Genomic DNA, 26,301 nt, shown 5'->3' with positions numbered 1-26,301 from the left:
GCCGGGCTTCAGACCCCGGCGATGTGGCGCACCGCGTCGAGGTACGGCATGTTGATCGCAGAGTCCGCAACTGCCCGGACCGCAGGTTTGGCATTGAACGCCACTCCCATCCCGGCGGCCCCGAGCATGTCCAGGTCGTTGGCGCCGTCGCCCACGGCAATGGTGTGTTCCATGGCGATTCCTTCTGCGGCCGCCCACTCGCGCAGGTACTTTTCCTTCGCCGCACGGTCGATGACGGCACCGAGCACCTTGCCGGTCAGGGCCCCGTCCACAATCTCAAGTTCGTTTGCCAGCCAGTAGTCCAGGCCCAGATCCTCAGCGATGGGCCCCAGGATCTGGTTGAACCCGCCGGACACCACGGCCACCACGTGGCCTGCAGCCTTGAACGCAGCAACCAGCTCAGCGGCACCTTCGCTCAGCCTCACTTCCGCCCGGACGGAATCGACGACGGCGGCCGGCAGCCCTGCGAGCACGGCCACCCGCGCGTGGAGGCTCTGCGCGAAGTCCAGTTCACCGCGCATCGCCGCTTCGGTGACTGCCGCCACCTCCTCCCGCTTGCCCGCATAGGCCGCCAGGAGCTCGATGACTTCCTGCTGGATCAGCGTCGAATCAACGTCCATGATCAACAGCTTCCGCGGAGCCGCACGCAGGCCAGCGGGAACGATGGCGGTGTCCAGGCCATCCTGCGCCGCCTCGGCCACCGCCCGGCGGAGGGCCGAAATGCCGGCGTCCGTGCCATCCGCGACGGCGACCTCGGCAGTGTGGACCTCAAACCGGCTGTCCCCGCCCCTTGATTCGGATTGGAGCGTGGCGCCACTGCCCGTCAGGGCGGAGCGCAGCTTGTCGAGCCCGGAGGCAGTCAGTTTTGGGCCATAGCTGACCGCAGTCACGTTCGAAGTCATGGCTGCAATCTTAGCCAGCGGGGGAGAGCCGCCCGAATTGATTGCGCCATGTTGATGGCGAACCCGTGGGCCAGCCAGCAGACGGGCCGTGGCCGGGACTGTGACAAGCGTCGCTGTCCACGTTTCAGTTATCAGTCCGTCCCTGTTTTGTCCTAGTGTCTACTCCTATGAGTGATGTTCTTGAATTGGCCGCCGTCAGCGTTGTCCGTGGGTCTAAGACGCTCCTGAACAAGGTGGACTGGCAGGTCAAGGAGGGCGAGCGCTGGGTCATCCTGGGACCCAACGGCGCAGGCAAGACCACTCTCCTGCAGATTGCTGCAGCCCGTCTTCACCCCACCAGCGGCATAGCCGGCGTCCTGGAGGAAATCCTCGGCTCCGTGGACGTGTTTGAACTCCGGCCCCGCATCGGCCTGTCCTCTGCCGCACTGGCCAATCAGATTCCCGGGCACGAAACGGTCCTCAATGTTGTTGTCACCGCGGCGTACGGCGTGACGGGGCGGTGGCGTGAGGGATATGAGAGGGCTGACGAACGCCGGGCCTTCAGGCTGCTGAATGATTGGGGCATGGGGCCGTTCCTGAACCGGGCGTTCGCGTCCCTGTCCGAGGGTGAGCGCAAGCGCGTCCAGATTGCCCGAGCCCTGATGACTGACCCGGAACTCCTCCTGCTCGACGAACCTGCCGCCGGCCTGGACCTGGGTGGGCGCGAGGACCTGGTGCACCGCCTCACCGAACTGGCCCGTGATGACGCCGCTCCGGCCATTGTTCTGGTCACCCACCACCTCGAAGAAGTGCCGCCTGGCTTCACCCACGCGATGTTGCTCCGTGAATCCAACGTGGTGGCGGCAGGACCCCTCGAGGGTGTGCTCACGGCGGAGCACCTCAGCAAGACCTTCGGCGTGGAACTCGACGTCACCGTCAACGCCGGCCGCTACACCGCCACCGCCCGCCGCTAGGCCGCGGGCGCCGCCAACCGTGGATCTTCTCAGCAGCATCTTTGTGTTTTTTGCCGGCCTGTGGGCTGGCACCATAAACGCCGTTGTAGGCTCCGGCACACTGGTCACCTTCCCGGTCCTGATCGCCCTCGGCGTCACTCCGGTGGTCGCTTCCATGAGCAACGCGATGGGCCTTGTGGCCGGCACCGCAGCGGGCGCGTGGGGCTACCGCCGCGAGCTCAAGGGCCGCGGCCTGCAGCTGCTGAAGCTCCTCCCGGCGTCGCTGCTGGGCGGCATCACCGGAGCCTGGCTGCTGCTGCACCTGCCGGAGAAGGTCTTCCACTACGTCGCACCGGTCCTCCTGGTCCTTGCCCTGCTGATGGTGGTGTTCCAGCCGCGGCTGCAGGCCTGGGTCCGCAACCGCGAGGAAAACCCCGTGCACGCCATCAAGGACAAACGCCATGGCATCCTCCTGATCGTGCTGGTGTACCTGGCCGGCGTCTACGGGGGCTACTTCGTGGCCGCCCAAGGCATCCTCCTGGTCGGCATTCTGGGCGTGTTCCTCACCGGCACCATCCAGAACGCCAATGCCATGAAGAACATCCTGGTCCTCGGCGTGAACCTCGTGGCCGCAGTGTCCTACCTGCTCTTCGCGTTTGACCGGATCAACTGGCTGGTGGTGCTCCTGATTGCCGTGAGCTCCACGATCGGGGGCCTCCTGGGCTCCAAGGTGGGACGGCGGCTGTCCCCGGCTGTGCTGCGGACTGTCATCTTTGCGCTCGGCCTGATGGCGCTGGGCTTTATGATCGCCAACCTGATGAAATAATCAGCCGGTGACAATCCACTACCTTCAATCGGCCGGGGATCCCCGTGTCTCCGACTACACGCAGCTGACGGACGTGCACCTGCGGAAGCTCCGTGAACCAGCTGAGGGAATGTACATCGCCGAATCCTCTCGGGTCCTGCGCCGGGCGTTGGCGGCCGGCCACCGGCCAAGGTCGTTCTTCCTGGCGGAGAAATGGCTGGCTGACCTGCAGGATGTCCTCAGTGCCCATCCGGACGTTCCCGCCTTTATTGGCAGCGCTGCCCTGCTCGAAGAGATCACCGGGTTCCACCTCCACCGCGGCGCCATGGCGGCCATGCAACGGCCGGAACCGGTGCCCCTCCACGACTTGCTGGCCGGCGCGCGCCGGGTCGCTGTCCTGGAGGACATCGTGGACCACACCAACGTGGGTGCCATCTTCCGGTCGGCCGCGGCCCTGGACATCGATGCCGTCCTGATTTCGCCGCGCTGCGGCGATCCGCTCTACCGCCGCAGCGTCCGGGTCAGCATGGGAACGGTCTTCCAGGTGCCCTGGGCGCGGCTGGAGTCCTGGCCGCAGGACCTGTCGCTGCTTAAGGAAGCCGGCTTCACGGTGGCCGCGCTGGAACTCACCGGGGATGCCGTGGACGTGGACGCGCTTGCCGCGCGCAATCCTGACCGGCTGGCCCTGGTGCTCGGCACCGAAGGTGCCGGCATGAGCGCCGAGACGCTTGCCGCCGTCGACCTCGCCGTGAAGATCCCCATGCGCGCCGGCGTGGACTCCCTCAACGTGGCCGCCGCCTCCGCCGTGGCGTTCTGGGAACTCCGGCCCCGCGGTTCGCAGGGTCCGCGTTGATCAGCTATTATTAACAGCTGGCTGTCCTGTGCTTTCTGCCATGCGGCAGTGAAGCAGGCACCAGCCATCCCATTCATACCTGGCAGCTGGCAAAATCCAGTTGTGCGAACAAAGGCCCCATTATGAAGTCTGATATCCACCCGAAGTACGAAGCTGTTGTTTTCAACGACCTGGCTTCCGGCGTCAAGTTCCTGACCAAGTCCACCGTGTCTTCCAAGAAGACCATCGAGTGGGAAGACGGAAACACCTACCCGGTCATTGACGTCGAAATCTCCTCCGAGTCCCACCCGTTCTACACGGGCAAGCAGCGCATCATGGACTCTGCAGGCCGCGTCGAGCGCTTCAACGCTCGCTTCAAGGGCTTCGGCGGCGCGAAGTAATTCACTTCACCCCCCAAGGTTCTTTGGAAAGCCCGCACCGGCAACGGTGCGGGCTTTTTGCGTCTGGGGTTTTGTCGTTTCGGGGAGCCCCTATCGTGGGGCAGGATGGATGTCATGACTGCCTCGCCGTTTGCCGCTGAAGACCGCCCCCGCAGCCACCACGGTGAGTACAAAGTCCCCGGCGGCAAACTTGTGGTGGTGGATTTCGACGTTGTGGACGGTGTCCTCGCCGACGTCTCCCTCAGCGGCGACTTTTTCCTCGAACCCGACGAGGCTCTGCCGGCCATCAACCGGGCGCTGACAGGACTTCCGGAAAGCACGACGGCGGCGGAGCTGTCCGTGGCCGTCACCGCATCGCTGCCGCCCGGCGCCGTCCTGTTCGGCTTTTCTGCCGACGCCGTGGCCGTCACCGTTCGCCGCGCGCTGGCGAATGCCACGTCCTGGACCGACCACCACTGGAACATCATCGCTCCCACCGTGCTGCCCACGCATATCAACGTGGCCCTGGACGAGGTGCTGACCGAGGAAGTGGGCGCCGGCCGTCGCAACCCCACCCTGCGGTTCTGGGACTGGGAAGAACCATCCGTGGTGATCGGCAGTTTCCAGTCCTTCAGGAACGAGCTGGATCCCGACGGCGTCGCCCGGCACGGCATCACCGTGGTCCGGCGGATCAGCGGCGGCGGAGCCATGTTCATGGAGGCCGGCAACTGCATCACGTACTCCCTGTACCTGCCGCAGACGCTCGTGGACGGGATCAGCTTCGCGGACTCCTACACATTCCTCGACGCCTGGGTAATGGCCGCACTCGAGAAAATCGGGGTAACGGCGTTCTACGTGCCCCTGAACGACATCGCGACGGACCAGGGCAAGATCGGCGGCGCTGCCCAGAAACGCCTGGCCAACGGGGGCATGCTGCACCACGTCACCATGAGCTACGACATCGACGCCGACAAGATGGTCGAGGTGCTGCGCATCGGTAAGGAGAAGCTCTCTGACAAGGGGACGCGCAGCGCCAAGAAGCGGGTTGATCCGCTGCGCCGGCAGACCGGGCTGGCCCGCACGGAGATCATCGCGGCCATGATGGAAGTGTTCACCGAACGGTACGCCGCCACCCCCTCCGAACTCACTGCCGCCGAGCTCACTGCCGCCAGGGACCGGGTGACCACCAAGTTCGGCGCCGAGGATTGGCTGCACCGGGTCCCGTAAGAGCCCTTCCGGTGATCTACAGAGCCTGTGCGCTGAGCGCCCTCAGAAGGTGGCTCCGCTGCTCCACAATGATCCGGCGCAGCGCCCGCGGCGCGTCAGAGTTGGCCGTCAGCCAGGCATCCGTGCGGAGCACCACGCCGTGCTCCGCAGGCAAGGTCCCCGCCGGCAGATCCTGCGCCAGGGGATAGAGCCCCTGGACGATCCGGCTGGCGATTTCAATGCTCCTGTTGTCCCAGACACCGCGGAGGCACTCGAAGTACGGCTCCACATAGGGTTCCAGCAGGGCACCAGAGGCGGTGGTAAATCCAACGATGGTGGCGCTGAGCAGCTGGTTCGACAGCTCCGTCCCCTCCACGGCAGAGTGCCATGCGGCGGCCTTCACACCAGGCTCCGGACGGGCGGCGAGGGCTGTGGCGTGGCCCGCCCGGCCCGAGGCGGTGGTGTCGCGTTCGAGTTCTGCGTCCAGCTCTTCGGGGGTGGCCTGCCCGTTGGCCGCCAGGGCGTGCCAGAGGCTCCAGCGCAGCTCGGCGTCCACGGCCAGGCCGTCCACCACCACCGTGCCCTCCAGAAGGCACCTGAGCCGGGGGAGGAGGGCAGCGTTATGACGGCTGACGGCGGCGAGCGTCCGCGCCCAGGCCAGCTGGTGGTCCGAGCCCGGCGCTGCCTTACCCAGCTGGGCGTCGGCCGCCGCCAGGAAGGCGCCGCGCACCGCGTCGCGTTGGGCCAAGGGGGTGTAGCGTTCGACGGCGGTGGCGGCGTTCTCGAGGATGTTCAGCAGCACGCCGACTCCCGTTTCGGACGGGCCGAACGACGTCACGGCCTCCACGTAGCGGGAGGCCGGGCTTTCCCAGTCGCGGGCGGAGTTCCACAGCGCGGTCCAGCAGAGGGCGCGGGCCATCGGATCGGTGATGCGGTCCAGGGATGCCAAGACTGTTTCCTCGGACACCGGGTCCAGCCGGACTTTGGCGTAGGTCAGGTCATCATCGTTGACGAGCAGGAGGGCGGGCCGCGGCTGCCCGGCCAACTCCGGGACCTCTGTCCGCGCTCCGGCAACGTCCGTTTCGATGCTCCCGGTGCGGACCAGGGCGCCGTCGGCGTCGAAGTTGTACGAGCCCACGCGCAGCCGGTGCGGCCGCAGTTCCTCCCGTCCGGTAACGGGGTCCACTGCAGCCTGGACGATCGTTACGGCGCCGAGGACGCCGTCGTGCGTGTCCGTCTCCAGCGACAGTGTGTCGTGCGTGTCCGTCTCCAGCGACAGTGTGGAGATGCCGGAGGTCTGCAGCCAGGCGGCAGCCCAGCCGGCAAGGTCGCGGCCGGAAGCAGCGCTGAGGGCCTTGAGCAGGTCCGCCAGGGTGGTGTTTCCGTAGGCGTGATCGCGGAAGTACTGCCGTGAGCCGGCGATGAAAGCATCGAACCCGACGTACGCCACCAGCTGCTTGAGTACGGACGCACCCTTGGCGTAGGTGATGCCGTCAAAATTCTGTTTGGCGGCCTCAAGGTCAGGGATGTCGGCAACGATCGGGTGGGTGGTGGGCAGCTGGTCCTGGACGTAGGCCCACGCCTTGCGCTTGTTGGCGAAGTTCACCCAGGCTGTCTCCCAGTCCGTGGCACGGTCCACACCGAGGGTACCCATGTAGTCCGCAAAGGACTCCTTCAGCCACAGGTCGTCCCACCACTGCATCGTGACCAGGTCGCCGAACCACATGTGCGCCATCTCGTGCATCAGCGTGTTCGCGCGGGCCTGGTACTGCGCGTCGGTGGCGCGGGACGTGAACACGTAGCTTTCGGTGAAAGTGACCAGCCCCGGGTTTTCCATCGCGCCCAGGTTGTATTCGGGCACAAAGGCCTGATCGTATTTCCCCCACGGGTAGGGAAAATCGAAAAGCCGGTTGAAGAATTCCAGCCCGTTTTTGGTCAGCCGGAAGAGCTCCGCGGCATCGAACGATTCCGCCATGGAAGCCCGGCAGTACAGCGCCAGCGGAACCTCCAGCTGCGTGCCGTCGTCGAGCGTGGCGCTCCAGTGGTCCTGGGCTTTGAAGTACGGCCCGGCGAGCACTGTGGTGATGTATGTGGACATGGGGCGGGTGGTGGCGAAGTCCCAGCGGCTGGTGGCCGGATCGCTGGTCAGTTGTGTCCGGGCCGCTTCCACGCCGTTGGAGGCCACCTCCCAGCCGGACGGTGCCATCACGTGGAATGTGTACTCGGCCTTGAGGTCAGGCTGCTCAAAGTTCGCGAACACTCGCCGGGCGTCGGCGGGCTCATACTGCGTGTAGAGGTAGCACTGGCCGTCGGCGGGATCCACAAAGCGGTGCATGCCCTCGCCGGACCGGCTGTACAGCGCAGTGCCGGTGACGGTGAGTTGGTTCTCTGCCTGCAGGTTGTCCAGGCGGATCCGGGAACCGTCCACAACGTCGGCCACGGGCAGCGCTTTGCCGTTGAGGAACACGCTGTGGACCTCACCGGCGATGAAATCCAGAAATGTAGACGCCGCCTGCCCCTGGCCCGGCACGGCGGCGGAGAAGTGGATAACGCTGCGGCTGATGTAGCCCGCCACGTCCGGGTCCGCTGCCTGCCGCACATCCAGGGAGACGTCGTAACTGTGGGTGCTGATCAGGGCTGACCGTTGAGCGGCTTCATCGCGCTGCAGATTCTCATGTGACACTCAGCTATCTAATCACGGGACCCGGGTGTGCCGGTCACCATCCGGCTGCCGGCCTAGGCCGTCATCAGCAGGGCCGCTGCCAGGCCCAGCAGCGCGATCAGCAGCCAGGCCGCCAGCGCCGCGAGCAGCGCCCTCGCTCCGGTGTGCAGGAGCGTGCGGATCCGCACGGCCGACCCGAGCCCGAAGAGCGCCGCTCCCAGGAGAATGTCCTGCAGCCCCGCACCGGCGTCGAGCCAGCCGTCCGAAAGCCAGTCCGTGGACCGAAGCGCCACCATGGCCACAAACCCCACCACGAAGAGGGGCACCAGCGGCGGCAGTGCATGTTGTCCTGACGTGCTCATGCGGTGGTGCACGCCCGCCACGGCCACCACCGGTGCCAGGAGCAGCACTCGCGTGAGCTTAACGACGACGGCGATGCCAAGGGCTGCGGTGCCCGCGGTCTGCGCCGTGGCCACCACCTGGCCGACGTCGTGCACCGACGCACCCGTCCAGGCGCCGAAAGCGAGGGGGCTCAACTGCAGGGGATGCATCAGCAGCGGCAGGATGCCGATCGCCAGCGTGCCGCACAGTGTCACCAGCGCCACCGGCAGGACAGTATCCGCATGCCGGATCCGCCGCACGGCCGCCATGGCACCGATGGCGGACGCCCCGCAGATCGAAAAGCCGGTTGCCACCAGCAGCGCGGTCTCACGCGGCAGCCGGAACAGCCGCACCAGCAGGTAGGTGCCGCCGAAACTCAGCAGCACCACACCCGTTATCAGGACCATGGCCAGCCAGCCGAGGCCCAGGATGTCCATGATGCTCACCTTGAGGCCCAGCAGGACGATGCCGCCCCGCATCAGGTGCTTGCCCGCAAAGTCCAGGCCCGGACGCGCCCGTCCGGCGATCCACACCGCCGTGCCGGGCAGGTTCGCGGCGAGCAGGCCCAGCGCCACCGCGACGGTCATGGCGGGCAGTGCCGGCACCACGGCATGTACCGCGAAGGCCACGGCCAGCGCGGGTGTGGCCGTCAGGAGGCCGGGCAGGAGCCGGCGGGAACGCATCGTCGCGTCACGAACGCGGGCCCTCAGGCCGCTGTTCCCGCCCTCGCCGGAGCCACCGGGATTACTTGATTCTGGCACTCACCTACTTTGCCGGATAGGACACGGATTCAACGAACCGGCGCTGTCCCCGGCAACACGCCACAATGGATGGCAGTAATGATTTCGAAACAAAAAGATGGTTGGCTAAAGGACATGTCAGACCTATTTCAGGATTACTCCGAGGCCGCCGGGCGCACGGGCGCCTACGACGAGATGTTCGCCCCCGGCCAGGAGGCCCGCGATTCGTATGCGGAGGTGGCGGATGCGCTCCGCAAGCTCTCCCTCGCCGATGTCAGCGCCCGGGCGGACTCCATGGCACGGACCTTCCTGGACCGCGGTGTGACCTTTGACTTCGCGGGGGAGGAGCGGCCGTTTCCGCTCGACATCGTCCCCCGCGTTATCCCCGCTGATGAGTGGACCGTGCTGGAAAAGGGTGTGGCGCAGCGCGTCCGGGCCCTGGAAGCCTTCCTCAACGATGTCTACGACAAGATGAACGTCGTGGCAGACGGTGTCATCCCGCGCCAGCTCGTCACTACCAGCGCCCACTTCCACCGCCAGGTTCACGGCTTCGAACCGGCCGGCGGAGTCCGCGTCCACATCTCCGGCATCGATGTGGTGCGTGACGCGGCGGGCACCTTCCGTGTCCTGGAAGACAATGTGCGGGTGCCGTCCGGCGTCAGCTACGTCCTGGAAAACCGGCGGGCCATGGCCAAGGGCCTGCCCGAAGCATTCGGCCAGCAGCTCATCCGGCCCGTGGAAGAGTACCCCCGCCGGCTGCTGTCCGCCCTGCGCAAAACGGCGCCCGCCGGCGTCGACGATCCCACGGTAGTGGTGCTGACCCCCGGCGTCTTCAACAGCGCCTACTTTGAACACACCCTGCTGGCCGGCCTGATGGGCGTGGAGCTTGTGGAAGGCCGCGACCTCATCTGCCGCGGCAACCGCGTCTACATGCGCACCACGGCCGGTGAGCAGCGCGTGGACGTGATCTACAAACGCATCGACGACGAGTTCCTGGACCCGCTGCAGTTCCGCTCTGATTCCATGCTCGGCTGCCCCGGGCTGGTCAACGCCGCCCGGGCCGGCGGGGTGACCATCGCCAACGCCGTGGGCAACGGCGTGGCCGACGACAAACTTGTCTACAGCTACGTTCCGGACCTCATCCGGTACTACCTCAGCGAGGAACCTGTCATCGCGAACGTGGACACGTTCCGGCTGGAGGAGAAAGAGTCCAGGGAGTATGTCCTGGACAACCTGGCTGAGCTCGTGGTGAAGCCCGTGGACGGCTCCGGCGGCAAGGGCCTGGTCATCGGGCCGGACGCCTCCAATGATGAACTCGAGGCCCTGCGAAAGCGGGTCGTCGCTGACCCGCGTGGCTGGATCGCCCAGCCCGTACTGCAGCTTTCCACGGTGCCCACCCTCGGCGGGGACAAGTTCGGCCCGCGCCACGTGGACCTGCGCCCCTTCGCTGTCAACGACGGCGACGACGTCTGGGTACTCCCCGGCGGACTCACCAGGGTGGCGCTCAAGGAAGGCTCCCTCATTGTGAACTCCAGCCAAGGCGGCGGCTCCAAGGACACCTGGGTGCTGGCAGACTCGCCCCAGGTGCCGGTGGAAACTGTTCCGCGGCCCACCATTTCCATCCGCGAGCGGGTTTCCGTCTGGCCAGTGGAGAGCAACTGGCGCGACCGCCAGTCGGAGCAGCAGCAGTGAGCCGGGCCATCGAACCGGCACAAATGTTCACGGGTTCATTCCCACAGATTTCGGACGCGCAGGAGGTCACCGCGAATGCTTAGCCGTATTGCTGAGTCCCTATTTTGGATCGGACGCTATGTGGAACGGGCCGACGGCACCGCCCGCATCCTGGATGTGCACCTGGAACGCCTGAACCACTTGCCCATGGACGAACGCCGCAGGGTGGCCCAGGAACTGCTCGCAGTGATGGGCGCCAGGCCGCAGAGCGAGGACTTCGGCCTTCCCGAGCTCCTCCACGCGCTGGCATACGACAAAACCAGCGCAACGTCCATCGCCGGGTCGCTGGGCGCCGCACGCGAGAACGCCCGCCGTGCCCGCGAGACCGTGTCCTCGGGCCTGTGGGAAAGCCTCAACACCACCTACTACGGGCTGAGCCAGCACCGCAAGGACGTGGTAGGGACGTACCGCTTCTGCAACTGGACGCTGGAACGGACCGCCATGGTCAGCGGCTTGGCCGACACCACCGTGAGCCATGATGAAAGCTGGCTCTTCCTGGTGTTGGGCCGGTCCCTGGAGCGCGCCGACATGACCGCGCGGATGCTCTCCACCCGGGATGTCCTCTCTGCTGGCATGTCCTGGGTCAACATGCTGCGCTGCGCGGGGGCTTATGAGTCGTTCCTGCGGACCCGCCGGGCCGCCTTCGGGGACCAGCACGCCGCCGAGTTCCTCCTGCTCGACCGGCTGTTCCCGCGGTCCATCGTCTACGCCCTGCGGGACGCCGATGAGTGCCTCGCCAAGCTGGACCCTTCGGCACAGCGCGTAGGCTTCATCAACGACGCCCGCCGGATCGTGGGCCAGGCCCGCACGTTCCTCGAGTTCCACCGGACGGACGATCTGATGTCCGAACTGCCCGAACACATGGAACGCGTGCAGAAGGCCGTCTCGCAGGCCTCGGACGCCATTTCCCGTAAATACTTCAATCAGGCAGACGAACTGGCCTGGGTGGGAGAAGTTTCATGACCCGGCTGAGCATCATCCACACCACGGCTTACAAGTACAACAAGCGCGTCACGCTGTCCTACAATGAGGCACGCATGACACCCCTGACCGATCCCCAGCAGGTGGTCCTTGAATCCGTGCTCAAGGTCTCGCCGTCGCAGGCGGCCGTGAGCAACTACCGGGACTACTGGGGCACCCGGGTCACGGCTTTCGACATGCAGATGCCGCACGACCATCTTGAGGTCGTTTCCAACATCACCGTCGAAGTTCACCGGGCGGAAAAGATCCCCGCGGACGCTGACATCGCCGGTTGGGACGTCCTGGCGTCGGAGGAGTCGCTGAACAGTTTCAGCGACTGGCTGCCGCAGTCGCAGCTGAGCGGTCCCGGTGCCGAGGTGCTGGGAATCATTCCAGGCGTGGTCGAAGGCAAGAACCCGCACGAGGCTGCGATGGCCATCTTCGAGTGGATGCGCGGCGAGATGACCTACATGTCCGGTTCCACCGCGGTCACCACCAACGCCGAAGAAGCGTGGGGACAGCGGCAGGGCGTTTGCCAGGACCTCGCGCACCTCGCCATCGGTGCGCTGCGCAGTTGCGGCATTCCCGCCCGGTACGTTTCCGGGTACCTGCACCCGAGGTCGACGGCGGCCGTCGGCGAGACAGTCGCCGGCCAGTCACATGCGTGGCTGGAGTTCTGGGACGGCGAGTGGCGCAGCTGGGATCCCACGAACCACAAGCCTGCAGGGGACTACCACGTCACCGTCGCCAGGGGCCGGGACTACCGGGACGTACCACCGCTGAAGGGCATCCTGTCCGGCGGCGGCGGATCGGCGCTCAGCGTGAGCGTGGAAATCACCCGCCTCGCTTAGGCAGTCGGGGGCGTGTCCTCGTCCTGCCCAGGGTCCGGCCCAGGACTACTCCGGGGCTGCCTTGGCCGCTCCGCTGAGCTGGGTCCACCAGGTCATGGGTGCGGTGACTTTGAACCGGCGCCCGGTCACCGTACCAGGGCTCACCCGGACAAACGTGTCCTTCTTCCCGGCCTGCCATGGGAAGAGGTACAGGGCTGCGGAGTCCAGGATGCCTTCGGTTCCTGTGATGGCCTTTGCCGGTCCCTTGACCACCACGCTCCAGGCCAGGCCACTGACGGCATCCACGCCGTCGGCCTCCAACGCCACAGCGGCACCTCCCGAGGCGGCGGCCAGCTTGGTTCCAGCGCCGGTGCGGAACACTAATGTTCCGCCGTCCACCGTGTAGTTGATGGGGAAGATATCAGGCTGGCCGTCCACCAGGACGGCCAGCCTGCCGACCGAAACCGTCCGCAACAGGGCCCAGCATTCGTGGTGTTCCAGGTTCTGCACCTGGGACGTTGACTCGCCGGAGTTGGACTCTCGGGACGTTGACTCGTTGGACGCTGGGTCACCGGACATTGGGTCACCGGACATTGGCTCGCTGCTCATGCCGCCGAGCCTACGCCCAACACCCTGCGCAGGACAGTGTTCGTCCTACCAGGGGCTGGGCTTGTAGTCCTTGAGGAAGACCCCGTACTGGTCCTCGCCGTTTTCGCCCATCACGATCGGATCGTAGACGCGGGCGGCGCCGTCCACCAGATCCAGGGGCGCGTGGAAGCCCTCCTCCATGAGGCGGACCTTGGTGAAGTGCGGCCGTTCGTCAGTGATCCAGCCGGTGTCCACCGCAGTCATCAGGATCCCGTCGGCGTCCAGCATCTCCTGGGCGCTGGTGCGGGTCATCATGTTCAGGGCTGCCTTGGCCATGTTGGTGTGCGGATGCCCGGGGCCCTTGTAGGCGCGGGAGAACTGGCCTTCCATGGCGGAGACGTTGACGATGTACTTCCGGTGCGCCGTGGAGCGCTTCATGGCGTCCCGGAGCCTGCTAACCAGCAGGAACGGGGCCGTGACGTTGCAGAGCTGGACTTCCAGCATTTCAAGGGGGTCAACCTCGTCCACCACCTGGGTCCAGCTGTTGATGTCAGCCAGGTCCGGGACCAGGCCGCCGGCGTCGATCGCTGTTCCGGAGGCGATCCGCTCCAGCGAGGCCGATCCGGTGGAGAGCGCCAGCGAAGTGATGGCGTCGCCGGCCAGCACCGGATGATCCGTGACACTGCTCGCCAGGGCGAGGGGGTGTTTGTCGTGGGCGTGGCCGAAGGTCACCAGTTCCGGTCCGCCGTTGGCCGGCTCCAGGGCGGCGGGCAATGGCTCGTCCTCGGCGTCCACCAGGGGTTTGTAGGCGTTGCCGGATCGGCGCACCGTCTGGGCGGCGTTGTTGATGATGATGTCCAGGGGGCCCGCTGCGTTGAGCGAATCCGTCAGGGCCATCACCTGTGACGGGTCGCGCAGGTCGATGCCCACGATCCGGAGCCGGTGCAGCCACTCGCTGCTGTCTTCCATTGCCGCAAAACGGCGTGCGGCGTCTTTGGGGAACCTGGTGGTGATGGTGGTGTGCGCGCCATCCCGGAGCAGGCGCAGCGCGATGTACATGCCGATTTTGGCCCGCCCGCCGGTGAGCAGCGCACGCCGGCCTGTCAGGTCGGTGCGGGCATCCCGCTTGCTGTGGCTGAAGGCGGCGCATTCCGGGCAGAGCTGATGATAAAAAGCGTCCACCTGCGTGTAGTGCCTCTTGCAGATATAGCAGGGGCGGGAACGGATCAGGTGCCCGGCCACCTTGCCCGTCGCCGAGGTCTCCAGCTTGTTGCCGCGGGTCTCGTCGTCGATCCGGTCCGGTGCTGCCGTTGCCGTCTGGGCGATGACGGCCCGGTCGGCTTCGGAGATCAGGTCCCGCTTGGTGACGCGGCGGTGACGCTTCACGGCCTTGAACATCTTCCCGGTGGCACGGCGCACCGAGACATAGTCGGGGTGTTCCTCGTCGTAGACGTGGATGGTGTTCAAAACCTTGAGGCAGGCCTGGATTTCCTCAGGCGTCAGATCGGGGGAGCTCATTGTACCGATTTTACAGCCTGGCGAAGATCCAGCCTGACCGTGCCGCGGGGTTCGCAGCCCGGCCAGGCCTGGCTGTCCTTCGTTTAGGCGCGGCGGCCGCCCGGGGCGGCCTGGGCTGCTGTTTCCGCGTGGACCGCAGCGGCCTGTTCGACTGATTCGCGGAGTTCGGGGTAGTTGGCTGTGGCCGCCTTGACGGCATCCGGTACCTGGTGGAGGTTCTTTGCGGCGAGCGCACGTTCCGCGTCCCCGGGCTCGGGCACCTGCTGGCCTTTGGCGAGCACGGTGATGCCGGAGTCGGTCACCTTGAAACCGCGGGCGCGGTCCAGGTCATGGTCCAGGCCGATCGCGGCGCCGGCCGGAACCTTCACGTTTTTGTCCAGGATGGCCCGGTTGACCACGGCACCTTCGCCGATGTTCACCTTGTCCATCAGGACCGAGTCGATGACCCTGCTGCCGTTCCCCACAAAGACGTCGTTGGACAGGACGGAGCCCTCCACGACGCCGCCGGAGATGACCACGCCGCTGGACACGATGGAGTCCAGGGCGGTGCCCACGGTGTCGTTTTGCCCGCGGACGAACTTGGCGGGCGGGGAGATGCTCTGGCGTGTGTAAATGGGCCATTCCGAGTTGTAGAGGTTGAACACAGGCAACGGCGAGATGAGGTCAATGTGGGCGTCGTAGAACGAATCAATGGTGCCGACGTCGCGCCAGTAGGTCCGGTCGCGTTCCGTGGAGCCGGGGATGTCGTTGAGGGTGAAGTCGTAGACTCCGGCCTCACCCTGGCTGACGAAGTAGGGAATGATGTCCCCGCCCATGTCGTGCTTGGTGTCGAGCCGTTCGGCGTCCACGTGAAGGGCATCCACCAGCGCGTCGGCGTCGAAAACGTAGTTGCCCATGGAAGCCAGGAACTGGGTGGGATCAGCGGCCAGGCCAGGAGTTGTGGCGGGCTTTTCCACAAATGCAGCGATCTTCTGCGGGTCCTCCTGGTCCACCTCGATCACACCGAACTGGTTGGCCATGCTCAACGGCTGGCGCACGGCGGCCACAGTGGCCTTGGCGCCGCTCTGCACATGCTGCTCCACCATCTGGGCGAAGTCCATGCGGTACACGTGGTCCGCACCAACCACGACGACGATGTCGGGGTTGGCGTCATGGATCAGGTTCAGGGACTGGTAGATGGCGTTGGCGCTGCCGAGGAACCAGCTCTTGCCGACGCGCTGCTGCGCCGGCACGGAGGCCACATAATTGCCCAGCTGCGTGGACATCCGCCAGGTCTCGGAAATGTGGCGGTCAAGGCTGTGGGACTTGTACTGGGTCAGGACCACGATCTGCAGGTAGCGTGAATTCACCAGGTTGGACAGCGCAAAGTCGATCAGACGGTAACTGCCGGCAAACGGCACTGCAGGTTTCGCCCGGTCTGCCGTCAATGGCATTAGCCTGTTTCCCTCGCCGCCCGCGAGGACAATGGCCAGGACTCTTTTATTCAACGGCATGGTAGTAGCTCCTGTACGCCTTCGTAACCCCAAACAGTCCGGCATGCCCGGACTCCTTCACACTAGAACAGATAGTGCGGAACGACTACCTTGGGTAACGTGCGAATAGACATTGTGACTAAAGAGTTCCCGCCCGAGATCTACGGAGGCGCCGGAGTCCACGTGGCCGAATTGAGCAGGGTGCTTAGTAAGCATGTTGACCTGCAGGTTCGTGCCTTCGGTGCACCCCGCGACGCCGATTACCACGGTGCCGGGGTGACTTCCTATTCCGTTCCCGAAGACCTGGGCTCGGCCAACGCCGCCGTCCAGACGCTCGGGGTGGACCTGCGGATCGTGCCGGACGTGGCAGGTGCCGATCTGGTCCATTCGCACACCTGGTATGCGAACATGGCCGGCCATCTGGCGTCCCTGCTCCACGGCATCCCGCACGTATTAAGTGCCCACAGCCTGGAGCCCCTGAGGCCGTGGAAGGCCGAGCAGCTTGGCGGCGGCTACGCGTTGTCCTCCTGGGTCGAGAAAACTGCCTACGAGGCGGCAGCAGCGATCATCGCCGTTTCGGAAGGCATGCGCCAGGACATCCTTCGCAGCTACCCCGACGTTGACCCTGCCAAAGTCAGGGTGGTCCACAACGGCATCGACGTCGAACTGTGGCAGCGCGACGAAAACCAGGACGCCGTCCGCGCCCTGGGCATTGATCCGGATAAGCCGAGCGTGGTGTTTGTCGGACGCAACACGCGCCAGAAGGGCGTGCCGTACCTGTTGCGTGCCGCCGCGAAGCTTCCGGCCGATGTGCAGCTCGTGCTGTGCCTTGGCGCGGCGGATACCCCCGAGCTCGCCGCAGAAACTGCACGCCTGATCGAGGAGCTGCAGAGCCAGCGGACCGGCGTCGTCCTGATCGAACGGATGCTGCCGCGGAACGAACTCATCCAGGTCCTCAGCCACGCCACAGCGTTCGCCTGCCCGTCCATCTATGAACCGCTGGGCATCGTCAACCTCGAGGCGATGGCCTGCGGTGCTGCCGTGGTGGCCAGCGCTACGGGCGGCATTCCCGAGGTGGTCCAGCATGGCGAGACGGGCCTGTTGGTGGACCTGGAGCAGGTCACCGACGGTACCGGCACGCCGCTTGATCCGGAGAAGTTCGTGACGGAATTTGCCGCCGCTCTGACCGAGGTGGTGTCCGATCCCGAACGGGCACGTGCCATGGGCCAGGCCGGCCGGCGCCGCGCGGAGGAGCACTTCTCCTGGGACTCCATCACCGAGACCACCCTCGAGGTCTACCGCTCAGTGCTTTCCTGACGGACGGCAGGAACAGCAGCACTAGTGACCAAACAGCGAACGACGGCGCCGCCCCCACCGAGGGGACCGGCGCCGTCGTTCGTACATAACGCCTGATCCAACGCGGGGTCACAAAGTGCCCATTCCGGGGCGTCGGAGGGGCTTGAAGTGACCTCGCGTTGCTTTATCGGGAGGTAGCCGTGCGCGCCAGCAGCACCTTTTCGTCGACGGGTGCGTTGCCGCTGGCCCGCTGTGCCCTGACGTAGGCGCGGGCCTCGTCCTGCCGGGTCTTCTCGGCACCGGTGGCGATTGATGCGCGCACGTGCTCGTCGCCGTACCCGAAGGCGTCCACCAGGTCCAGGGCGTGGGGCCTGATCTTGACCAGGAGCCGGTTGATGTAATCACCCACGGTGCGTGCCCGCTGCATGGAGAGCCTGCCGTTCATCAGGTACCAGGACAGGTTCTTTTCGATCAGCGACAGGCCGAACAGGTCGCGCAGCCAGGTCAGGACCCGCTTGGTGCCGGGGTCCGTGACGTCTTCCAGGGCCGCCGTGAACGCCTCCCATTGCAGGAGCTCCGCGTGGGCCTGGGCGGCATCGATCAGCTCGTTTTGGTGCTGGTTGAAGAGGGCCGCCCCCTTTTCGACGGGCAGTCTGTTGGCGCCTTTCAGGGCCGACCCGACGTCGGCCACCATGGTCTGGACCCGGTCGGTCAGGAGGGCGCGCTGGCCTTCCTCGTCCCGGAGCGCAATGGCGGCCTTCTGGACTGATCCCGTATCAGCGACAAACTGTGCCACCTGCCGCAGGCCGGTGCGATGGATCGCCACGCCCGTTGCCTGGGCCACCACGTAGCGGGCCAGGACCCCGAAATCGACGTTCCTGAACTCCTTGGCGTAGTCGGCCAGGAGGCGCTTGGCCACAAGCTGGAGCAGGACGGTGTTGTCGCCCTCAAACGTGACATAGACGTCCAGGTCCGCCCGGAGGGAGGCGAAGCGGTTTTCGATCAGGAAGCCGGCGCCGCCGCACGCCTCGCGGCATTCCTGCAGGGTGTCAAGGGCATGCCAGGTGCTCAGCGGCTTCAGGGCTGCGGCGAGGGTTTCCAAATCCTGCCGGTCCTCGTCAGTATCGTGGGCGCCGGAAAAGACGTCGTCGAATTTCTGGAGGAGCTGCTCGTGCGCGAAGCCCGCGGCATACGTCGTGGCCAGCCGGGTAAACAGGCGCCGCTGGTGGCGCTGGTAGTCCAGAAGGACCTCTTCGTCAGTGTGCGACGACGCGTTGAACTGGCGCCGTTCGGTGGCGTAGCGGATGGCTGCTGTCAGAGCGACCTTCGACGCCGCCACGGCCGCGCCGTCCAGTGACACGCGGCCCTGGACGAGGGTTCCCAGCATGGTGAAAAAGCGGCGGCCGGGGCTGGCAATGGACGACGTGTAGGTCCCGTCAGGTGCCACATCGCCGTAGCGGTTCAGCAGGTTCGTGCGGGGGATGCGGACGTTGTCGAAATGCAGCCGGCCGTTGTCGATCCCGTTGAGGCCGCCCTTGACTCCGTCGTCCTCGCCACCGATCCCGGGCATGAACTCCTTGGTCTGGGGGTCCCGGAGGTCAACGTAGAAGGCATGCACGCCATGGTTGACGCCATTTGTCACGAGCTGGGCGAAAACGACGGCGCCGAGGCCGTCGATGGCTGCATTGCCGATGTAGTCCTTCCACGCAGCGCGGAACGGTGTGTGGACCACAAATTCCTGGGTTTCGGCGTCGTAGGTCGCGGTGGTGGCGATGCTGGCCACATCGGAACCGTGGCCGGTCTCCGTCATGGCGAAGCAGCCGGGGATCTCCAGGCTCATGATGCCTGGCAGCCATTTGGTGTGGTGCTGCTGCGTGCCCAGGTGCATCACGGCCGAGCCGAAGAGGCCCCACTGGACACCAGCCTTGATCTGCAGGGACGGGTCGGCGGTGACCAGTTCCTCGAACGCCGCGATGTTGCCGCCGTGGTCATCGGAACCGCCCAGTGCCGACGGGAAGGCCCGGTGCACGGCGCTGTTGTCCACGAGGTACTTCAACTGGCCGAAGGCTCGCGTCCGGTGTTCGGTGTGCGTCAGTCCTTCAATTTTGTGCAGTGCAGGGTCACTGGCCAGCACGCGGGATTGGCGACGGGAGTCCGCCCATTTGCCCAGGAGTTGCTCGCCGAGGGCGGCAACGTCGACGGCGGGCTGCACAGCCGAGCCGTAGTTGGCGCTGGGGCTGGTGACCGCTGGGCCCGCAGCGGCTGTATTCGTTACGGCTGTATTCGTTACGGCGGCGTCCGGGCCGGTGGGGCGGTCCACTACTTCGGTCATGTCAATGTCCTTCGTTGGTTCTGACAGGAGGGTGTGAGGTTCTTGGGGCGGAATCATGCCGCGCTGGCGGGGCTAAGCTCGGGGGCGATCCCCACGCATAACCAGGCCGTGATCTGGCGCGCCATGGCTTCCTGGTCCGGCTTCGCCGCCGAAGCCGGCGTGCTGAGCCATTGCTCACCGGCATTTCGGACCAGGCCGATGGCCGCCGTGGGCCAGTAGCCGATCACCGCTTCTTTGCCTTCGCCGAGGTGGGTCCGCATTGGCACGGCGATCATCTCCGCGATGGAATCGAAGAAGTGGCCAAGGGCTCCCGAAATGGCCGCCGATCCCTGGTGGCTGTCCGCATCCACCGGCGCATAGCGGGTGACGAAACTGTAGACATTGGGGCTGGTTTCCGCCATCTGGAGATAGGCAGAAATCATGGCCAGCAGCCCTTCCCGAGGAGTCTGGGCACCCTGTGCCGCTTCGCGGATCTTGCGCTGCATCTGGCTCAGGACCACTTCCCCGACGGCGTGCTGAAGTCCTGCCTTATCGCCGAAATAGCGGTAGAAGACCGACTTTGAGGTGCCGGCGGCCGCTGCAATCTCCTCCATGGAGGCGTCGCTGCCCAGCGCGTGGACCGCGCGGCGTGCGGACCTGATGAGCTCCCGGCGTCGTTCCTCCCGGTGGGGCTGCCAGCGGGCCGAACGGCCGTCGGCAATTGCGCCGGCAGCCGGCGTCGGGACTTCTGCGTGGAGGTTGTTCACGATACTCAGCGTATCAGGTACGCTGGGTATCGGTAACCGTCGCAGATCAGAGGAGTCACCCATGCCCGTCAATGGACAGTCCGGCACCGAACCCCACGAATTCGTCAGCCCCACGACTTCCGGCGCGGCGCGTCCAGGCCGCCGGGCCGTAATTGTGGGTGGTAACCGGATCCCGTTTGCCCGGTCCGGCGGGGCCTACACGAAGTCATCCAACCAGGACATGCTCACTGCCGCACTGGACGGTCTTATCGCCAGGTTTGGCCTCCAGGATGAGCGGATCGGCGAGGTTGCGGCGGGGGCCGTACTCAAGCACTCCCGCGACTTCAACCTCACCCGCGAGGCAGTCCTTGGTTCGGCGTTGTCGGCGGAAACCCCCGCCTACGACCTGCAGCAGGCGTGCGCCACCGGCCTCGAAACGGTTCTGGGCCTGGCCAACAAGATCAAACTGGGCCAGATCGATTCCGCCATCGCCGGTGGTGTCGACTCGGCGTCGGATGCCCCCATTGCTGTCAGTGAAGGCCTCCGCGAGATACTCCTGGACCTCAACCGCGCCAAGACACTGCCCCAGCGCCTGCAGGTACTCAGCCGCCTGCGGCCCAGGGACCTGGCCCCCGATGCTCCGAGTACGGGGGAGCCACGCACCGGCCTGTCCATGGGCGAGCACCAGGCGCTGACCACCGCGCAATGGAACATTTCGCGCGAGGCCCAGGATGAGCTGGCTTTCAACAGCCACCGCAACCTTTCCGCCGCGTATGACGCAGGATTCTTCGATGACCTCCTGACGCCATACCGAGGCCTCGCCAAGGACTCCAACCTGAGGGCGGACACCACATTGGAGAAGCTGGCTACACTCAAGCCCGTCTTCGGGAAGAGCCTCGGCGCCGAGGCCACCATGACGGCGGGAAACTCCACACCGTTGACCGACGGGGCCTCCACGGTCCTGCTCGCATCCGAAGACTGGGCTGATGCCCATGACCTGCCGAAGCTCGCCACCGTCGTGGATGGTGAAGCCGCCGCGGTGGACTTCGTCCACGGAAAGGACGGACTGCTTATGGCTCCCGCGTTTGCGGTCCCCAGGCTGCTGGCCCGCAACGGACTGACGCTGGATGACTTCGACTTCTTTGAGATCCACGAAGCCTTCGCCGGGACTGTCCTGAGCACCCTGGCCGCCTGGGAAGATGATGAGTTCGGCCGCACCCGGCTGGGACTTAAGGGTGCCTTCGGCAGCATCGAACGCACCAAGCTGAACGTCAACGGCTCCTCCCTGGCCGCGGGCCACCCGTTCGCAGCCACCGGCGGACGCATCGTGGCCTCGCTGGCCAAGATGCTGCAGGCCAAAGGCACCGTCGAGGGAAGGCCTGCGCGCGGACTTATTTCCATCTGCGCCGCCGGCGGCCAGGGCGTCGTCGCAATACTCGAAGCACTCTAGGCGCACCGGATGACGGATAAATACACCACGCTCGTCAACCAGGGCGTAGGCAAGAACATCGCCAAACGGCTGGGCCTGCCCCAGCCTGCCGTGCTGCGCCGCTTCAAGCCGGGCCAGCCCCTGGTCACCGGCCCCGTCCTCGTCCAGGGCAACACCGCCGGTGCCGACGAACTGGCCGCCAAGCTGCTCTCCTGGGACCTGGACGTCCGGCGCCACGGGGTGCCCCGCGAAAAACTTGGCGCGATCATTCTGGTCCTGGATGAGCTGACCCGGCCCGAGGATCTTGAAAAGCCTGTGCTGTCCGCCGCGGCCTCACTGCGTGATCTCGGCCCCAGCGCCCGCGTCATCACTATCTCCCGGCCGGCCGCCGAAACCGCGTCCCCTGCACAGTCGGCTGCCCGGCAAGGCGTGGATGGCTTCCTGCGGTCGCTTGCCAAGGAACTCCGGGCCGGCGCAACAGCGAACGGCATCGTCCTGGCAGGAGGTGTCCAGAGCACCAGCCCCAGCGCTCTGGCAGCCCTGCGGTTCTTTCTGTCCGGCCGGTCGGCGTTCGTGGATGGCCAGTTCCTGACTGTCTCAACCGAGCAGGGCCACCTGCCCCCAGACTTCGAGAAGCCGCTCGCCGGCAAGGTTGCCGTGGTCACCGGCGCCGCCCGCGGCATCGGGGCAGCTATTGCCCGTACCCTCCACCGGGACGGGGCCACCCTGGTCCTCGTAGACATCCCGGCAGCCGGGGACCATTTGGCCGCCGTCGCCAACGAAGTCCGCGGCACGGCGCTTCAACTGGATATCAGCAGCTCAGATGCCGGCCAGCGGATCATCGACCACGCCGTGCAGCGTCACGGCCGTCTGGACATCGTCATCCACAACGCAGGAATTACCCGGGACAAGCTGCTCGCCAATATGGACCACGGCCGCTGGACCTCCGTCCTGAACATCAACATCGCCGCCCAGCTCAGAATCAACGAAGCGCTCCTTGCTTCCGAACACTTCCGCAATTCACCACGGATTGTCTCGGTGGCATCCACCAGCGGCATCGCGGGCAACCGCGGCCAGACCAACTACGCGGCCTCCAAGGGCGGTGTGATGGGTATGGTGCGCGCTTCTGCGCCCCTTCTGGCGGTGAACGGCGGGACCATTAACGCGGTGGCGCCCGGATTCATCGAAACAGACATGACAGCACGGATCCCATTTGCCGTCCGCGAAGTGGGACGGCGGCTGAACTCGCTGCAGCAAGGTGGCCAACCCTCCGACGTAGCGGAGGCCATTGCCTTCCTGGCGAGCGACGCCGCCGGGGGCATTAACGGCGACGTGCTGCGGATCTGCGGACAGAACCTGGTGGGGGCATGAGTACTGTCCAGCCGGTCATCCTGGGGGAGATGCCGTCCCTGTCCAAGCTCTACGTCAATGCCGCCGCGCAGACCGCGCGGCGGCGCGTCTTGGGCGCGCACAACGGATCAAACCTTCCGGTCACTAGCCACGAAGTGCGCGGGGTAAGGGCCGACGTCGGCAACCTCACCGTCTACCAGCACCTCATCGGGCTGACTGCCAGGGACACCCTGCCGGCCGGATACCTCCACGCACTGGCATTCCCGCTGGCCATGAGTGTGATGAACCGCGACGATTTCCCGCTGCCACTCCTGGGCATGGTCCATCTCAGCAACCATGTGGAGCAGAGGTCGCCGGTGCTCTTCACGGAATCCCTGGACATCCAGGCCAGGGTTGAGAACCTCCGGGGCCACCGGTCCGGCACGCAACTTGACGTTGTGGCAGAGATCCGTGCCGCGGATACGCCGGACATCAAGTGGACCGGGCGCTCCTCCTACCTGGCCAAGGGTGTGTTCCTCCCCGGCATCGACAAGCCAACGACCCACAACGGCCAGGCCGATTTCACGCCTCCGGACCCCACCGCGATTTGGCATTTGGGGGTCGACACGGGAAGGGCGTATGCCGCCGTTTCAGGAGACTTCAACCCCATCCACCTGAGCGTGCTTTCTGCCAAGGCCCTAGGCATGCGCCGCTCCATCGCACACGGGATGTACCTTGCCTCGAGGGCCCTCGCGGATGTCGGGCCGGCCAAGGGCGAAACGTTCACGTGGGATGTCACGTTCGAGGCTCCAGTGTTCCTTCCTGCCCGCGTTGCCTTGGCTATCACCGCCCTGGATATCACCACGGCACAGACGCCTGGCGAAGGCTGGCAGCGGGCCGAATTTGTGGCGTGGAACCCCCGCTCCGGCCGCCGCCACTTCAGCGGCTCCGTGGCACCGCTCTAGGACGCCGGCCGCACAGCCCTGAGGATACGGTGCAGGCTCAGGAGGATGGACTCGGACGCTGTCACGGCCGAATCCTCCTGGGCCCGCTCCGCAACCGTTGCCATACCGGCCTCCACCGCCGACTTTGCGGCAGCGAACAGCCGCCGCTGGTCTGCTTCATCCTCACCGTCGAACGAGGCCAGGAGTTCACCGGTGGCGGTCATGGCCGCGGCCAGGGGCGCACTGTCGTTGAAAGGCACCGTATAAGGTGCGTCGTCTGTCCAGATGACATCGGACAGGACTTCTGTCATGTCCTGGATGTGGAACGTCACCCGCTCCAGGTCACGAAGGTTGCGGTAGTCGAGATCCACATCGCGGGGATGGAGCCGCCGGCGCGGATTGGCGCGCCGGCTCGCATCAGCCTCCTGCACGAGATGGCGGACCGTGCTGGCTGCTTCGGCCAGCTCGGTCGACCGGCGGGACCAGTCCTCGTGCTCGGGAGGCCACTTTTCAGTCAGGGCCGTTCCCATGTCAGTCAGTTGCCGCCCGAGGGCCAGCCGGAGTTTGCCCAGGCTGGTGGCCGCCGCGGTGAAGTGCAGGGGAGGAAAGACCAGGAAGTTGACGGCAATGCCCACGGCGACGCCGACGCCCATCTGGATGAGGTAGCCGAAGGAAAAGTCGTCCTTGTTGCTTCCCCCCACCAGCAGGACCAGCAGCGCCGCCGTCGGAATCCAATCGCTGCCCGAGCCGATGCGGGGGAGACCGCCGAGCAGCACGCCGAGTCCCATAACGACCGCAACAGACAGCGGTGACGGATCACCGACACTGACCAGCGCAAAGGCGAGCCCAATACCCAGGGCGAGTCCGACGAGCGCCTGGAGACCCTGCCGGAAGGATCCGGCCACGTTGCGGTACATCGACACCAGGGCGCCGAGCGGCGCGTAGTACGGGTACTCGGCAGCGGATCCCGGCATCAGGGGAGCAATGGCGAAAGCGAGGCCGGCGGCCAGCGCTGCCTTCGCCGCCAGCTGCAGGCGCTGTACTGTGAATGCCGACGAGAGACCGGCCACCGAATTCCGCATGATTCGGGTTCCAGCGGAGGGCCGGCCCTGCGGCTGCGTTTGAGTGTCACCCATCAGCCCCACACTAGGTGCACCCGTGTACTAGGACAAGGCCGACGCCGCCCGCCGGATCTCCGCAGCCAGCCTATGAGCTTTGCCCTGGGTGCGTCCGTCCTCCGCCCGCTGCGGGATGTATCCGAAGGCGAGCCCGTATGCGGGATCGGCAAACCCCAGGGCAGCGTTCGCACCCTCGTGGCCGAAGGCACGGTGGCTGCCGAAATTCCGCGACACGTGTGGCTTCATAAAGACCACGGCAAAGGCGTTGTCCAGTCCGGACAGGCGGTCCAGGCCCCACACCTGCTCCTGGGACATGGCGCTGACGGTCTCAGGGGTCAACAAGGGGTCCCGGCCGTCCACACCGGTGATGGCCGCGGCGTAGAGCCTGGCCAGGCCCTCCGCCGTACCCACACCGCCGGCGGCACTCATCCCCGCGGCGCGGACGGGCCGTTGATTGGGAAGTTCCATGATTGTGCTGACTGCCGCGTTGCTGTTAAGCCCATCCAGGCTCAGTGGATCCAGCCATGGTTGAAGGGGATCGACGTCGTAGAGGACGTCACGGTAGCGCGGTTCCAGCTCTTCGGGCAGTCCCAGGAAGAAGTCGATGCCGTAGGCCGTGCGGATGCGCTGGTCATAGAGGCTCTGCAGGCTGGTTCCCGTGACCCGCCGGCAGAGTTCCTCCATAATGATCCCGATGGTGAGGGCGTGGTATCCGAAGCAACTGCCGGGACGCCATGCGGGGCTCGTTGCTGCCAACCTTCCCGCGGCCAGGGAGGTGGTGAATTCGTCCAGGGCGATGCCTCCCTCGACTCCCATCAGGCCGGCCTGATGGGACAGGGCTTCACGCACCAGCAAGCGGTCCTTGCCATGGCAACCGAACTCGGGCCAGTAGTGCGCCACTGTCCGGTCAAGGTCCAGCAGCCCGTCCTGGACGAGCAGCGAAATCACCAGCGCCGCCACGCCCTTGGAAACTGAATACGCCCCCGTGACGGAATCCGCGGTGATGTGGGGCCCGCCGGACAGGTCCACGATCTTCACGCCGTCCCGGTAGGCCGCCAGTTGGGCGCTGTACTGCGGATCCGCGGCGAGAAGGGCCTCAAACAGATCCAAAACGCCTTCATAACCGGGTGCTGCAAAGCCAAAAGATTTCTGCATGGGGCTAGCCTAACCGGTTAGAAAGCGCTTTCCC

22 protein-coding genes are annotated in these 26,301 nt (G+C 65.8%); 12 read left to right on the top strand and 10 right to left on the bottom strand.

Going from position 1 to position 26,301, the window contains the following annotated elements; all coding sequences use genetic code 11:
• Positions 1–8: 8 nt before the first annotated feature.
• Positions 9–902, bottom strand: coding sequence for a phosphoserine phosphatase SerB (gene serB, locus AU252_RS21825; protein ID WP_058932498.1), 894 nt, complete (start codon positions 900–902; stop codon positions 9–11).
• Positions 903–1,069: 167 nt separating this feature from the next.
• On the opposite strand from serB, the gene AU252_RS21820 reads away from it, so the two are divergent.
• The 5 genes from AU252_RS21820 (at position 1,070) to AU252_RS21800 (ending at position 5,078) form a co-directional block, all read left to right on the top strand.
• On the top strand, positions 1,070–1,855 hold the full coding sequence (locus tag AU252_RS21820) for an ABC transporter ATP-binding protein (RefSeq protein WP_058932497.1): 786 nt from the start codon (positions 1,070–1,072) through the stop codon (positions 1,853–1,855).
• A gap of 19 nt (positions 1,856–1,874) precedes the next feature.
• Positions 1,875–2,660, top strand: a complete 786-nt coding sequence (locus tag AU252_RS21815) for a sulfite exporter TauE/SafE family protein (protein WP_058932496.1) — start codon at positions 1,875–1,877, stop codon at positions 2,658–2,660.
• Positions 2,661–2,667: 7 nt separating this feature from the next.
• Entirely contained in the window at positions 2,668–3,492 is an 825-nt protein-coding gene (locus AU252_RS21810; RefSeq protein WP_058932495.1) for a TrmH family RNA methyltransferase, read from the top strand.
• A gap of 122 nt (positions 3,493–3,614) precedes the next feature.
• Entirely contained in the window at positions 3,615–3,872 is a 258-nt protein-coding gene (locus tag AU252_RS21805; protein ID WP_056339888.1) for a type B 50S ribosomal protein L31, read from the top strand.
• Positions 3,873–3,986: 114 nt separating this feature from the next.
• Positions 3,987–5,078, top strand: coding sequence for a lipoate--protein ligase family protein (locus tag AU252_RS21800; RefSeq protein ID WP_058932494.1), 1,092 nt, complete (start codon positions 3,987–3,989; stop codon positions 5,076–5,078).
• Positions 5,079–5,094: 16 nt separating this feature from the next.
• Here the strand turns inward: AU252_RS21800 and pepN are convergent, their stop codons facing one another.
• Positions 5,095–7,740 (bottom strand): aminopeptidase N, encoded by a 2,646-nt coding sequence (pepN, locus tag AU252_RS21795; RefSeq protein ID WP_058932493.1) that lies wholly within the window; start codon positions 7,738–7,740, stop codon positions 5,095–5,097.
• Between the two features lie 53 nt (positions 7,741–7,793).
• Entirely contained in the window at positions 7,794–8,783 is a 990-nt protein-coding gene (locus tag AU252_RS21790; protein ID WP_058932492.1) for a YeiH family protein, read from the bottom strand.
• A gap of 192 nt (positions 8,784–8,975) precedes the next feature.
• Between AU252_RS21790 and AU252_RS21785 the strand changes: the two genes are divergently transcribed.
• The 3 genes from AU252_RS21785 (at position 8,976) to AU252_RS21775 (ending at position 12,382) form a co-directional block, all read left to right on the top strand.
• Positions 8,976–10,532: a circularly permuted type 2 ATP-grasp protein gene (locus tag AU252_RS21785; RefSeq protein WP_058932491.1), complete on the top strand. Its 1,557-nt coding sequence runs from the start codon at positions 8,976–8,978 to the stop codon at positions 10,530–10,532.
• A gap of 75 nt (positions 10,533–10,607) precedes the next feature.
• Positions 10,608–11,534: an alpha-E domain-containing protein gene (locus AU252_RS21780; protein WP_056339904.1), complete on the top strand. Its 927-nt coding sequence runs from the start codon at positions 10,608–10,610 to the stop codon at positions 11,532–11,534.
• Complete coding sequence (locus tag AU252_RS21775; protein WP_058932490.1) at positions 11,531–12,382, top strand: transglutaminase family protein; 852 nt, start codon at positions 11,531–11,533, stop codon at positions 12,380–12,382. Before AU252_RS21780 ends, AU252_RS21775 begins: the two co-directional genes overlap by 4 nt.
• Before the next feature lie 45 nt (positions 12,383–12,427).
• Here the strand turns inward: AU252_RS21775 and AU252_RS21770 are convergent, their stop codons facing one another.
• The 3 genes from AU252_RS21770 to glgC all read right to left on the bottom strand — a co-directional run bounded on the left by AU252_RS21770 (position 12,428) and on the right by glgC (position 15,960).
• On the bottom strand, positions 12,428–12,871 hold the full coding sequence (locus AU252_RS21770) for a pyridoxamine 5'-phosphate oxidase family protein (protein ID WP_058933102.1): 444 nt from the start codon (positions 12,869–12,871) through the stop codon (positions 12,428–12,430).
• A gap of 144 nt (positions 12,872–13,015) precedes the next feature.
• A complete protein-coding gene (locus AU252_RS21765; RefSeq protein WP_058932489.1) occupies positions 13,016–14,467 on the bottom strand; it encodes an SDR family oxidoreductase in 1,452 nt (483 codons plus the stop codon).
• An 83-nt stretch (positions 14,468–14,550) separates the two neighbouring features.
• Positions 14,551–15,960 (bottom strand): glucose-1-phosphate adenylyltransferase, encoded by a 1,410-nt coding sequence (gene glgC / locus AU252_RS21760; RefSeq protein ID WP_058932488.1) that lies wholly within the window; start codon positions 15,958–15,960, stop codon positions 14,551–14,553.
• Between the two features lie 99 nt (positions 15,961–16,059).
• Between glgC and glgA the strand changes: the two genes are divergently transcribed.
• Entirely contained in the window at positions 16,060–17,256 is a 1,197-nt protein-coding gene (gene glgA, locus AU252_RS21755; RefSeq protein ID WP_058932487.1) for a glycogen synthase, read from the top strand.
• Between the two features lie 163 nt (positions 17,257–17,419).
• Here the strand turns inward: glgA and AU252_RS21750 are convergent, their stop codons facing one another.
• Entirely contained in the window at positions 17,420–19,567 is a 2,148-nt protein-coding gene (locus tag AU252_RS21750) for an acyl-CoA dehydrogenase (RefSeq protein ID WP_058932486.1), read from the bottom strand.
• Positions 19,568–19,620: 53 nt separating this feature from the next.
• Positions 19,621–20,313: a TetR/AcrR family transcriptional regulator gene (locus tag AU252_RS21745; RefSeq protein WP_430929458.1), complete on the bottom strand. Its 693-nt coding sequence runs from the start codon at positions 20,311–20,313 to the stop codon at positions 19,621–19,623.
• Positions 20,314–20,374: 61 nt separating this feature from the next.
• Here AU252_RS21745 and AU252_RS21740 point away from each other — a divergent pair, with 61 nt between their 5' ends.
• The 3 genes from AU252_RS21740 to AU252_RS21730 are packed head-to-tail and all read left to right on the top strand — an operon-like array spanning position 20,375 to position 24,015.
• Complete coding sequence (locus tag AU252_RS21740; protein WP_058932485.1) at positions 20,375–21,742, top strand: acetyl-CoA C-acetyltransferase; 1,368 nt, start codon at positions 20,375–20,377, stop codon at positions 21,740–21,742.
• Between the two features lie 9 nt (positions 21,743–21,751).
• Positions 21,752–23,092, top strand: a complete 1,341-nt coding sequence (locus AU252_RS21735) for a 3-oxoacyl-ACP reductase (protein WP_058932484.1) — start codon at positions 21,752–21,754, stop codon at positions 23,090–23,092.
• A complete protein-coding gene (locus tag AU252_RS21730) occupies positions 23,089–24,015 on the top strand; it encodes a MaoC family dehydratase (protein ID WP_058932483.1) in 927 nt (308 codons plus the stop codon). The genes AU252_RS21735 and AU252_RS21730 overlap by 4 nt, the downstream gene beginning before the upstream one ends.
• Here the strand turns inward: AU252_RS21730 and AU252_RS21725 are convergent.
• Complete coding sequence (locus AU252_RS21725; RefSeq protein ID WP_058932482.1) at positions 24,012–25,076, bottom strand: FUSC family protein; 1,065 nt, start codon at positions 25,074–25,076, stop codon at positions 24,012–24,014. The two genes, AU252_RS21730 and AU252_RS21725, sit on opposite strands and share 4 nt — an antisense overlap.
• 81 nt (positions 25,077–25,157) lie before the next feature.
• Entirely contained in the window at positions 25,158–26,267 is a 1,110-nt protein-coding gene (locus AU252_RS21720) for a serine hydrolase domain-containing protein (protein WP_058932481.1), read from the bottom strand.
• Positions 26,268–26,301: the final 34 nt, after the last annotated feature.

The sequence above is a fragment of the Pseudarthrobacter sulfonivorans genome (genome assembly GCF_001484605.1).
In the GTDB taxonomy this organism is placed as follows: Bacteria; Actinomycetota; Actinomycetes; order Actinomycetales; family Micrococcaceae; genus Arthrobacter; species Arthrobacter sulfonivorans_A.
This window is presented reverse-complemented; position numbering and strand designations above follow the sequence as displayed.

Bases quoted from the DNA above. Each gene is read 5' to 3' on its own strand.
- AU252_RS21785 (WP_058932491.1), top strand. From the start codon at position 8,976: ATGTCAGACCTATTTCAGGATTACTCCGAGGCCGCCGGGCGCACGGGC.
- AU252_RS21735 (WP_058932484.1), top strand. From the start codon at position 21,752: ATGACGGATAAATACACCACGCTCGTCAACCAGGGCGTAGGCAAGAAC.
- AU252_RS21820 (WP_058932497.1), top strand. From the start codon at position 1,070: ATGAGTGATGTTCTTGAATTGGCCGCCGTCAGCGTTGTCCGTGGGTCT.
- serB (WP_058932498.1), bottom strand. From the start codon at position 902: ATGACTTCGAACGTGACTGCGGTCAGCTATGGCCCAAAACTGACTGCC.
- glgC (WP_058932488.1), bottom strand. From the start codon at position 15,960: ATGCCGTTGAATAAAAGAGTCCTGGCCATTGTCCTCGCGGGCGGCGAG.
- AU252_RS21730 (WP_058932483.1), top strand. From the start codon at position 23,089: ATGAGTACTGTCCAGCCGGTCATCCTGGGGGAGATGCCGTCCCTGTCC.
- AU252_RS21790 (WP_058932492.1), bottom strand. From the start codon at position 8,783: ATGCGTTCCCGCCGGCTCCTGCCCGGCCTCCTGACGGCCACACCCGCG.
- AU252_RS21780 (WP_056339904.1), top strand. From the start codon at position 10,608: ATGCTTAGCCGTATTGCTGAGTCCCTATTTTGGATCGGACGCTATGTG.
- AU252_RS21720 (WP_058932481.1), bottom strand. From the start codon at position 26,267: ATGCAGAAATCTTTTGGCTTTGCAGCACCCGGTTATGAAGGCGTTTTG.
- AU252_RS21725 (WP_058932482.1), bottom strand. From the start codon at position 25,076: ATGCGGAATTCGGTGGCCGGTCTCTCGTCGGCATTCACAGTACAGCGC.
- AU252_RS21765 (WP_058932489.1), bottom strand. From the start codon at position 14,467: ATGAGCTCCCCCGATCTGACGCCTGAGGAAATCCAGGCCTGCCTCAAG.
- AU252_RS21750 (WP_058932486.1), bottom strand. From the start codon at position 19,567: ATGACCGAAGTAGTGGACCGCCCCACCGGCCCGGACGCCGCCGTAACG.
- AU252_RS21740 (WP_058932485.1), top strand. From the start codon at position 20,375: ATGCCCGTCAATGGACAGTCCGGCACCGAACCCCACGAATTCGTCAGC.
- AU252_RS21775 (WP_058932490.1), top strand. From the start codon at position 11,531: ATGACCCGGCTGAGCATCATCCACACCACGGCTTACAAGTACAACAAG.
- AU252_RS21800 (WP_058932494.1), top strand. From the start codon at position 3,987: ATGACTGCCTCGCCGTTTGCCGCTGAAGACCGCCCCCGCAGCCACCAC.
- AU252_RS21805 (WP_056339888.1), top strand. From the start codon at position 3,615: ATGAAGTCTGATATCCACCCGAAGTACGAAGCTGTTGTTTTCAACGAC.